Genomic DNA, 11,712 nt, shown 5'->3' on the forward strand with positions numbered 1-11,712 from the left:
AGTAAGGAATTATATCAGCAGGATATCGATCCGGTGCGCCTGTACCAGCTGCTGGTGATGCGACCAGGAAAATATAGTAAAGTACCCATCCTGCGAAGCTACCAGCGCCTGCGAATCGTGCTGGTCGTGTACAAACTGGGCGGCAGATAAATGCCGCGTTCCCCCGATGGCAGACGGATGAATCAGCGTAGGAACGCCGCCTTCTATCGGCTCGGCCAGCAATACCTTATCGATCGGCCAGGCATCTTTGGCACGGGTGATCTTGGCGCCAAAAGCCAGCAACTCCTGCTGATCGTTTACAATGGTGGCGCCATCTACAGCAGTAAGCCCGGTGATGTTCTCCACTTCGCGGCGGAGCGCATTCTGCCAGAAGATTTCGGTTACGCTTTTGCCATCATAACGCATCAGGTCCGCCACCCCGGAAAAGGCCGGGTTGATGGGGTATTGAAGCGGGTGGATAATGGATTCGCGCCAGGCGTCGCTGCTGGAGGGCGTTACCAGTAAAATACCGCCCCGCTTATGCGCCCGCATGGACACGGCTATTTGTATCAATACATTTACGCTGTTGTTCCATAAACAGGAAGGCGTTAAGCCCAGCAGGGATTTCAGGATCGGCGGACTATCAGGCAATGTCCCGCTGTCTTCATTCACCACCTTCACCTGGTCGCCGCGGAGCATGGCCACATTGGTGAATTTACCCAATCCGGCTGCGCGGCGGTGTTTTACTACCAGCAGTCCCGGCTCCGATACATCCAGCACAAAGCAGAGGTTGGGTAGTTTTATGGTAGTGCCCCATACATACAGCTCGTCGCCCACAGGCCATACGCCAATATGAATACCGGGACGTTCCACGCCCGGCGCCAGTTTGGTGAGCAGCTGCGGCGTAAGCAGCAGGGGTTTCTCAAAAAGCAGGGGTTTGCCGGCCTGTACAGGAGGCAAAAACGCCAGGGAAATCCGGATGGCGTTCCCTTCTTCCTTACGTAGGCTGGCCCAAAAGGCTACGTCAATGATCTTCTCCACCTGCCGGGCGGCCGGCACCGTGGCGAGATCATCCTCTCCGTTCTCTTTCGCGGCGCAGAGATGTTTCTTAAAATGTGCTTCTATTGTTCCGGCCACCTTTGAAGCGGCCTGGTATGTTGCGTCATTTGCTATTTCCATAATCCTGGTCACATTTAATCGTCCTTATATAATATTAAACCGCTAATTTAAATCATTTAGGAATAGCAGGCGGTGACCGGCGCCAACACCATCTTTCCGCAGGGAAACACTAAATCTTCCCCGCAAAATGAACCATATCCGCGTTGCCGGTGTTTCCAATTATACGATATCCCTCTCCCGTTTTTCCTTCCTGGCATAAAACAGCAATCTTCACCGGTTCCAATTTCAAACACCCAAAATAACCGTAGTATGAAGAGTACAATGTTAATGCTGTTATGTATGTTGCTGGCCGGCTGGCTGCCATCCGCCACTGCACAAAAGAAGCCAAACATTATTATCCTCATGTCCGACGATACCGGCTGGGGCGATCTTGGACCTTATGGCGGCGGCGAGGGTCGCGGAGCGCCTACGCCGGCGTTCGATCAGATGGCCCGGGAAGGTATGCTGTTCTGGGACTTTTATGGCCAGCCCAGCTGTACCCCCGGCAGGGCCGCGGCTATTACCGGCCGTATTCCCAACAGGAGTGGTATGACTACCGTTGCCTTCCCCGGCGATGGCGGCGGGCTGCCAAAAGAAGAATGGACGCTGGCCTCTGTACTGAAAACCGCCGGATACGCCACTTTCTTTGCAGGCAAGTGGCACCTCGGTGAAGCAGATTATGCCATGCCCATTAGTCATGGATTTGATGTAATGAAAAACGTAACCCTTTATCACCTCAACGCCTATACTTATGCTGATCCCAAATGGAATGCGGACATGCCCCCTTCCCTGCGGGACCGCTGGGCAAAAGGCACCAAAGGCGCACTGGAAGGCGAAGCCGGCAAAGGCTTCCGCGAAGTGAAGAAAATCGATGGCAGTGTAATTCCATATCTTGATGAAACCACCGAAAGTGAATCTATTAAATGGCTGGAACAGGCAGCTAAAAGCGACAAGCCATTCTTTATGGAGGTTTGCTTCGCTAAAAATCACCAGCCTAACCTGCCGCACCCCGACTTTGTAAATAAATCAACCGGAAAAAATAAATATGCCGATTGCGTGGTAGAACTGGACACCCGCGTGGGTCAGATCATGGATAAGATCCGCAGCCTGGGCATTGCCGAAAATACGCTCGTGATCTACACAGTAGATAACGGCACCTGGCAGGATGTGTACCCCGACTGCGGTTATACACCCTTCCGCGGCACGAAAGGTACGGTAAGGGAAGGCGGCAACCGCATACCCACTATCATGTGGTGGCCCGGTACCATCAAAGCAGGCAGCCAGAATCATGACATCCTCGGCTCACTCGATTTTATGGCCACCTTCGCGGCACTGGCAGGCGTTGCCCTTCCCCAAAACGACCGCGGCGGAAAACCCATCATCTTCGATAGCTACGATATGTCGATGGTATTAAAAGGTACCGGCAAATCAAAACGACATACATGGATGTACTTCACAGAAAACGAGCTCTCGCCCGGCGCCGTACGCATCGATCAGTTTAAAGCAGTGTTCAACTTAAGGGGAGATGGCGGCATGGCTACCGGCGGCCTCGCAGTAGATGCCAACCTCGGATGGAAAGGCGAAGAAAAATATGTAGCCACTGCTTCACAGATCTTTGATCTCTGGCAGGACCCGCAGGAAAGATATGATCTGTTCATGAACAACTTCACAGAAAAAACGTGGTTCCTTCCAAATATACAGGACGAAATCAGTGAGTTTATGAAAACTTATGCAAAATATCCTCCCCGCAAGCTGCAGAGCAATATTTATACTGACCCGATCACTATCACAGATTATGAAAGACTGGAAATAATAAAAGAAAGAATCAAAAATTATAAGGTAGGCACCGGCGGCGGTATGTAAACTTCATAAATTTTTTAGTAAATGCAGTGGACCACCTCTCCGCTGCATTTACTAAAAGCTAAAATACTATTAATCGCGGCGAATTTACGGTTAACAAGCTATCTGTAAATCAAGTAATTTGGGTGCACTTGTAACCACGTATGGAAATTAACACCTACAATGAAAGGGAACTTTTGTTGAGCCTCGCTCAAGGCAACGATCATGCCTTTGCGGGTGTATTCCATCACTACCGTCACCGCATATACGCTATTGCCTTCCGCCTGCTCAACTCTGCCTCGCAGGCCGAGGATATTGTACAGGATGTTTTTCTGAAGATGTGGCTGAAGCGCTATGAACTCCATGAAATCAGTCACTTCAAAGCATACCTCTTTACCACTACCCGCAATCATATTTTCACCTCGCTGAAACTACTGGCCCGTGAACAACTCATGGAATCCGAACTGTCGGCAACTATAGTGCATGGTGTAAGAGACGCCCACATCATCCACAAAGAATATGAACAGATCCTGCGACACGCCATCGCGCAACTTCCACCCCAACAAGAGCTGATCTATAAACTCAGTAAAGAAGAAGGGCTGAAAAGAAATGAAATCGCCGATCGCCTGCAGCTAAGCCCCGAAACCATTAAAGTACACCTGGCCAACGCCATGCGCTCTATCCGCGCTTTTTGCCTCACCCGCATGGACCTCAACACATTCCTCATCCTGTTATGGATGTCCAGTTAAAAAAAAATTTCCCGGGCACTAACCCATGTGCTTCTTTTTATAGTCTCCTTAAACAAATCGCTATTCATGACAGTATCCCGATTCAGATACCTGTTTGATCGTTACTATACCCGGCAGTGCACACCGGAAGAACAACAGGAGTTCATGCTCCTGATGGAACAGTCAACACATGACGAAGAACTAAAACGCCTGCTCGATGAACTGCTGCTGCACGCAGATGACCACACCAGCGCCATGCCGGACAACACCGCAGCCAACATGCTGCAACAGATCATGGAAACAAAAAACAGCGAACCACAGCCCGTGCCCGTCCGCGTTATGCCGGTATGGAAACGCGCAGCCATAGCGGCCTGCGTAATTGGCGTTCTTGCGGTAACAGGCTATAAATTATACGTGAAAAGCAGCGCGGTTAACAGACCCGTGGCCAGCAACCGCGCCCCTGCCCGTAAAGAAGAACACGCCCGCCTGGTACGTGGCGATGGCGCGGTGATCGACCTGGAACAACATAAAGATGCGAAAGTAGATGTGCAAACCGGCGTATCCGTGGCCCGCAAAGGCAACACACTTTCCTATAATAGCAACAGCACCATTACCCCCACCGTCAATACGCTCTATACTAATAAAGGAGGTACCTACCAGCTGGTATTACCCGATGGTACCAAAGCATGGCTCAACGCCGCTTCCTCCATCCGTTTTCCCACCGCATTCACAGACAGCACCCGCGAAGTAACCATCCAGGGAGAAGTATATTTTGAAATAGCGCAACAGGCCAGTCGGCCTTTTATTGTAAAAGCCAACACCATGAAAATAGCGGTACTCGGTACCCACTTTAATGTGATGGCATATGAAGAAGAACAAAATATCTGCACCTCCCTGCTGGAAGGAGCCGTAAACATCATCAGCGGAAACATGGTACGGCAAATGAAACCGGGCCAGCAGGCGCTCATAAACCGCGAACATAATGGCATCAGCATCAGCAACGCCGATGTAGATGCGGCCATCGCCTGGAAGGAAGGCCGCTTTGAATTTAATGGCAACATCAAAAGTATTATGCGCGAACTGGCCCGCTGGTACGATGTACAGTTTGTATATGAAGGCGAGTTCACAAACAAAGCTTTCGCCGGTACCTTTTCCCGGCACGACAACCTGAAAGATATTTTGCAACAACTGGAATTAACAGGTAGTATTCATTTCAACATCAACGATAAAACCATTACAGTAAGTCCGTAAAACCACGCGTATTTTTTTAGTTATGAAAAAAGAAATAAGTCAGCCAAAATCAGCAACAGCTTAACATTCAAAGCTTTTACCGACAGTGAATATGCATCAGCGGCCTGCACGCACTGGCGTAGTTATGCCCTTATGTTCCTGTTCCATCATCACCCTTAATAACATGCTAAATCGCAGTAAAAAATGATGCAAACTTTTCTGAAAGTCCGCCATAACCGGTGGCATGTTTCATCGAACCAAAAACTATTATGCTTTATGAAACTAACCTTTCTACTACTGCTCTCCGCCGTTCTGCAGGCCCACGCCACCGGCTATGCGCAGGCCGTTACGCTCCACGTAAAAGCAGCCCCTCTGACAGAAGTAATTAAATCAATCAGGAAACAAACCGGGTATGTATTTGTGTTTGACCTGCAAATGGTGGAAAACGCCAAACCAGTTAACTGCTCGCTGGAAAACGTTCCCCTGGAACGCTTGCTGGACGACATCTTCCGGGATCAGCCGCTTACCTGGACCATCGTTAAAAAAACAATTATCCTTAAAAAGAAAACACTCATCGCCTCCACCGTTCCCACCGGTGTGGTGCGCATAAAAATAAAAGGACAGGTAACAGAAAACAACGGCGCCCCTATGGCAGGCGTATCCGTTGTTAATAAAACATCCCGCACCAACGCCCTCACCGACGAACTCGGCATCTTCACCATAGAAGCCAATGTGGGCGACAGCCTCCTCTTCACCATGATCGGCATGCTGCCGCAGGCCGTACAGGTGAAAAACGACAAACTTATTAAAATAACGATGCAGCAAAAAGTATCGGATGTAGGGGAAGTAGTGGTAGTAGCCTATGGTACCCAGAAAAAAACCAGCATGGTGAGCGCCGTTACCAGCATCAATCCAAAAGAACTGAAAGGCCCCACCAGCAACCTTACCACCATGCTCGCCGGCCGCCTGTCGGGTGTAATATCCTACCAGCGCAGCGGGGAACCCGGCAGGGATAATGCCAGCTTCTTCATACGCGGTATCACCACTTTCGGAACCGGTAAAGTAGATCCACTCATCCTCATCGATGGTATGGAATCCAGCACCAATGATCTCGCCCGCCTTCAGCCGGATGATATCGCCGGGTTTTCTATTTTGAAAGATGCCACCGCATCATCCCTCTACGGCGCCAGGGGCGCCAACGGCGTGGTATTGGTAACTACCAAATCCGGCGTGGAAGCAAAAACATCTTTTAATGTACGCTTCGAAAACTCCATCTCCAGCAATACCCGCAATTTCAAATTTGCAGACAACATCACCTATATGAAGCTGGCTAATGAAGCCGTACTCACCAGGTTCCCGCTGCAGGATGTACAATACTCCCAGTCAAAGATAGATCATACTGCCGCCGGCGATGATCCGCTGCTGTATCCGAATAATAACTGGATAGAACAGCTGATCAAGGACTACACCGTAAACCAGCGCACCAACTTCAGCCTGAAAGGCGGTGGAAAAATAGCGCAGTTCTATATTGCAGGTACTTATAATGTCGACAACGGCGTGCTGAACGTAGATCAGCGGAATAACTTCAACAGCAACATCAAACTAAAAAATTATTCGCTGCGCTCTAACGTGAATATCAAGCTCACCCCCACTTCGCAGGCAATTGTACGCACCTACGGCCAGTTCGATGATTATAACGGACCCGTAGGCGGCGGCGCCGGGCTCTTTTCACAAACCGTGTGGGCCAATCCAGTGATGTTCCCCGCAGTTTATCCCGCCAGCTATGCACCGGAACTGAAACATCCATTGTTTGGTAACGCTGTAAAACCAGGCTTTAACAGTCTGCCCGGCAACGGAGGCAATCTCTATAACAACCCTTACGCCAACTCCGTTTCCGGCTATCAGCAATACAATACCTCTACACTGCTGGTGCAGCTGGAACTGAAACAGGATTTCAAATTCCTGCTGCCCGGACTCACCGCCCGGCTCATGGGTTACACGGAACGCTACTCCTATTTCGATGTTACGCGCAGGTACACCCCTTACTTTTATACCATGAAGTATGATCAGTTCACCAAAGAACCGATGCTCACTTCGCTCAATACAAACGGTACCGAATACCTGGGCTATGAACCCGGCAATAAAGTACTCAACACCACTGCATATATGGAAGCCGCGGTGAACTACAATCAGCAGTTCAATAAAGTACATAACGTGTCCGGTATGCTCATCGGCCTGGTACGCAACTACCTCACCGCAAACGCCGGCTCGCTGCAAACATCCCTGCCGCACCGCAACCAGGGCGTATCCGGCAGGTTTACGTACGACTACGACAGCCGCTATCTCGCGGAATTTAATTTTGGATACAACGGCTCTGAAAGATTTGCCAGCAACCACCGCTTCGGATTTTTCCCCTCTGCCGGTATCGCCTGGAACCTCCAGAACGAAGCCTTCTTTCAACCATTCGCCAAAACAATTGATAAACTGAAACTCCGCGCTACCTACGGACTGGTAGGCAACGACCAGATCGGAAATGAAAACGACCGCTTCTTCTACCTGTCGGAAGTAAATATGAACGATAATAGCAAAGGCGCCTTCTTCGGCGAAAGAAGAAGCTACTACCGCGACGGCGTATCCGTGAACCGTTACGAAAACCGCGACATCACCTGGGAAAAATCATACAAAACAAATCTCGGTATGGAACTCGGCCTCTTCAACGCCATGAACATCACCCTGGATGTGTACCAGGAACACCGGAAAAATATCCTCATGACACGCAGCACCATCCCCAATACGATGGGGCTGAACGCCTACACGCAGGCCAATGTAGGCGAAGCTTCCGGTAAAGGCGTGGATCTCTCCATCGACTATACGAAAAGTTTCAACAACAATTCCTTCGTGCAGTTCCGCGGCAACTTCACCTACGCTACCAGCAAACTGCTGGTAAATGAAGAACCCATCTACCCCGAAGCATACCGCTCCCGCGTAGGACAACCACTCTCCCAAACCTGGGGTTATATCGCAGAAAGATTATTTGTAGACGAACAGGAAGTAGCCAATTCGGCCTACCAGAACTGGGGACAGGCAGTAATGGGCGGAGATATTAAATACCATGATGTAAACGGCGACGGGCAAATCAATGCCTCCGATGCCGTTCCCATCGGGTTACCCACCACACCGGAAATCACCTACGGCTTCGGATTTTCTTTTGGCTACAAACAACTGGACCTTAGCTTTTTCTTCCAGGGCTCTGCGCGTTCTTCCTTCTTTATCAGCTCCTACGAAATTTCACCGTTCGTACTCAATGAAGGCGGGCAACATGGCCTGTTACAAGCCATTGCAGATGATCACTGGAGCGAAAGTAACCGCAACCTCTATGCTATGTGGCCACGCCTCAGCGATTACTTCGTGAACAACAACAACCAAACGTCCACCTGGTGGATGCGCAGCGGCGATTTCCTCCGGTTAAAATCCCTCGAAATGGGATACACTTTTTCCCAAAGGCTGCTGGATCGTGTACACATGACCAACGCACGCATCTACGCCAATGCCTCCAATCTTTTTGCGATCAGCAAATTTAAAACCTGGGATCCTGAAATGGGAGGCAACGGACTTGGCTACCCGGTACAAAGGGTTATCAATATGGGAATAACCCTGGGACTTTGATTCACCGTTTAACTGTGCAAATATGAAACATACCAATACGCTCAATATACGCCAATACCTGCAATGGTGCGGGCTATGCATACTGCTGTTATCTGCCGCTTCCTGTAAAAAATTCCTCGATGTAGTGCCGGATAATGTGGCCACCATCGATAATGCTTTCACCATGCGCGCAGAAGCAGAAAAATACCTGTTTACCTGTTACTCCTATCTCCCCAACAGCGCGGACCTATCCACCAATCCCGCCCTCGTGGCAGGCGATGAATTCTGGATGGTACGACCCTACAGCACCAGCGAAACACCCTGGCAGGTAGCACAGGGTTTCCAGAGCGCCAACAACGTGTATATGTCTATCTGGAGCAGGTACTACAAGGCGCTGCGCGACTGTAACATCTTCCTGGAAAATATCCATAAAGTGGTAGACATGCGCCAGAGTGAAGTAAACCGCTGGAGTGCAGAAGTGATTTTTCTCAAAGCATATTATCACTGGCTGCTGCTCCGCCAGTACGGCCCTGTTCCCGTGATCCGGTACAACCTCCCCATTTCCAGCACCGCGGAAGAAACCAAAGTGCCACGCGAACATGTGGATACGGTATTCAGCTACATCTCACACCTGCTGGACACTGCCGCCGCAGGATTGCCGGAAATCATCGCGGACCGCTCTACTGAACTGGGACGCATCACCAAACCGATTGCACTCGCCATCAAAGCGCGTGTATTGGTTGCCGCTGCCAGTCCGCTGTACAACGGCAACACCGATTACACTGCTTTCAGAAACACTGACGGGGCTCCGCTCTTCAACACCGCATACGATCCCAACAAATGGAAAACAGCCGCCGACGCCTGTAAGGCAGCCATCGATGCGTGCGAAAGCACCGACATGCTGCTCTACACCTTCAGCCAGCTCGGGGTAACGTTGTCGGATACACTCACCCGGCAGATGTCCATCCGCAACAGTGTCTGTGAACAATGGAACCCCGAAATTATCTGGGCCAATCCCAGTGTAAGCACCTACGAAATACAACGGCAGGCCATGCCCCGCCTCGATCCTGCCCGCATAGGCAACGAATCGGTATTGGGCAGCCTGGCGCCCACTATGAAAATTGCAGAACAATTTTATACCGATAAAGGGGTGCCTATGAGCGAAGATAAAACCTTCGATTACGCCGGCCGCATGAAACTCAGAACAGCGGTGAAAGCAGAAGGAGAACTCATACAGGAAGGATACACCACCGCAGCCATGCACTTCAACCGCGAGCCACGCTTCTACGCCGATCTCGCATTCGACGGCGCCATATGGATGATGCAAAAGAAAATGTTTCATATAGAATCCAAAGCAGGCCAATGGCAAACCCGGAAAAATATCTACGACAATAACGTTACCGGCTACTTCGCAAAAAAACTGGTGAACTGGAAAAGTGAAATCCTCGAAGGACAAGGCCTCTTTGTAGAAACACACCCCTGGCCGGAAATGCGGCTCGCCGACCTGTACCTGCTTTACGCAGAAGCATTGAACGAAGCAGCAGGCCCGCAACCCGCCGCATTTACTTATATCGATAAAGTAAGGGCCCGCGCAGGATTGCCCGGCGTACAAGCCGCATGGACGGCCTACTCCAGGCAACCCGGAAAATACCAGACCAAAGAAGGCTTCCGCCAGATCATTCAGCAGGAAAGATTAATAGAACTTGCAATGGAAGGCGCCCGCTTCTGGGATCTCCGCCGCTGGAAAAAAAGTATGGAAGAACTGAACAAACCTGTTACCGGTTGGGATGTGGATCAGTCGGATCCCGTATTCTATTACCGCGTCAGAACCCTCTACCGGCAAACGTTCCAGACCCGCAACTACCTCTGGCCGCTGGAAAACTGGGACCTGCTCAACAATCCGAAACTGGTGCAGGGCTTTGGATGGTAACCTTTCATTTATTTAAAACGCACTCAACATGAACAGCTATAAATATATCCTGCCGCTTGCCTGCCTGCTGCTGGCAGCCGCATGCAAGAAAGAAACACATCAGCCGGTAAATACCTCCGGCGAAAAACCTGATGTAGTTACAAATCTCAGCGTTACAAACTTGCCGGGCGCCGCAAAAATTACTTACAGTCTCCCCGATAACAAGGATATCCTGTATGTAAAGGCCGTGTATGATATCAGGCCGGGAGAGAAACGGGAAATAAGATCATCTTACTATAATAACTTCCTCGTGGTTGATGGCTTTGGCGATTCCGCCACCCACGAAATTTCGTTGTACGTGGTGAGTCGTAATGAAACGGCCTCCGATGCCGTAAAGACCACCATCAAGCCACTATCGCCGCCCATGCTGATTGTACGCAAATCGCTGGAAATAAAAGCAGACTTTGGCGGTATCAACATCACCTTTAAAAACGATACCAAAGCGGATATTGCCATCGTTACCCTCACCACCGATTCCTTAGGTGCATTCACCTCGTCTGATGTTCATTATACCAAACTGGAAGGCGGTAATTATTCCATCAGGGGCTTTGCCGCAGAAAAAAGAAAATTTGGATTTTTTGTAAGAGACAGATGGGGTAACCAGTCAGATACCCTCATACAGGAACTGTCCCCGATTTTTGAAAAACTGCTGGACAAAGCAAATTTCCAGGAAGTGAAATTACCGGGAGATGTGGACTACGGCTGGGGCATGCCCATCGCCAACCTATGGAACGGAACATTGTGGCACTCGGCAGATAAACTTGATGGCATGCCCATGTCCATCACTTTCGACCTCGGCGTAACCGCGCAACTGAGCCGCATTACCCTGTGGCAACGGCCTAATGAATGGATCTATCTTCAGAACAATGTCCGCAAGTTTGAAATATGGGGCTCCACCAATCCCGCCTCCGATGGCAGCTGGGAAAGCTGGACCCGCCTCGTGGAACATACCGTGATCAAGCCTTCCGGCCTGCCCGTAGGACAAAAAACACAGGACGATATAGATGCCAGCATCGCCGGCGAACAAATGACCGTACCTCTGGACGCTCCACGTGTAAGGTATATCCGCGTAAAAATACTCCGCACCTGGACCGATGGCGGATACGCCGCCAACATCCAGGAAATGAAGTTCTGGGGTAACGATAAATGATGATCATCTACCAA

7 protein-coding genes are annotated in these 11,712 nt (G+C 50.2%); 6 read left to right on the forward strand and 1 reads right to left on the reverse strand.

The window, feature by feature from the left end; all coding sequences use genetic code 11:
- Positions 1–9 precede the first annotated feature (9 nt).
- A complete protein-coding gene (locus ACMXI2_RS14530) occupies positions 10–1,158 on the reverse strand; it encodes a putative sensor domain DACNV-containing protein (RefSeq protein ID WP_483782284.1) in 1,149 nt (382 codons plus the stop codon).
- Between the two features lie 249 nt (positions 1,159–1,407).
- On the opposite strand from ACMXI2_RS14530, the gene ACMXI2_RS14535 reads away from it, so the two are divergent.
- The 6 genes from ACMXI2_RS14535 to ACMXI2_RS14560 all read left to right on the forward strand — a co-directional run bounded on the left by ACMXI2_RS14535 (position 1,408) and on the right by ACMXI2_RS14560 (position 11,698).
- Positions 1,408–3,000 carry an arylsulfatase gene (locus ACMXI2_RS14535; RefSeq protein WP_483782285.1) on the forward strand — a complete coding sequence of 531 codons (1,593 nt, stop codon included), beginning with the start codon at positions 1,408–1,410 and terminating at the stop codon, positions 2,998–3,000.
- A gap of 140 nt (positions 3,001–3,140) precedes the next feature.
- On the forward strand, positions 3,141–3,725 hold the full coding sequence (locus ACMXI2_RS14540; protein ID WP_483782286.1) for an RNA polymerase sigma factor: 585 nt from the start codon (positions 3,141–3,143) through the stop codon (positions 3,723–3,725).
- Positions 3,726–3,791: 66 nt separating this feature from the next.
- Positions 3,792–4,955, forward strand: a complete 1,164-nt coding sequence (locus ACMXI2_RS14545) for a FecR family protein (RefSeq protein WP_483782287.1) — start codon at positions 3,792–3,794, stop codon at positions 4,953–4,955.
- 255 nt (positions 4,956–5,210) lie between these two features.
- Positions 5,211–8,600 carry a SusC/RagA family TonB-linked outer membrane protein gene (locus tag ACMXI2_RS14550; protein ID WP_483782288.1) on the forward strand — a complete coding sequence of 1,130 codons (3,390 nt, stop codon included), beginning with the start codon at positions 5,211–5,213 and terminating at the stop codon, positions 8,598–8,600.
- A gap of 22 nt (positions 8,601–8,622) precedes the next feature.
- The gene (locus ACMXI2_RS14555) at positions 8,623–10,509 is read left to right on the forward strand and encodes a RagB/SusD family nutrient uptake outer membrane protein (protein ID WP_483782289.1); all 1,887 of its coding nucleotides are present in this window, start codon (positions 8,623–8,625) and stop codon (positions 10,507–10,509) included.
- A 28-nt stretch (positions 10,510–10,537) separates the two neighbouring features.
- Entirely contained in the window at positions 10,538–11,698 is a 1,161-nt protein-coding gene (locus ACMXI2_RS14560; RefSeq protein WP_483782290.1) for a DUF5000 domain-containing lipoprotein, read from the forward strand.
- Positions 11,699–11,712: the final 14 nt, after the last annotated feature.

The organism is Chitinophaga sp. G7 BAM 1005, from assembly GCF_057126945.1.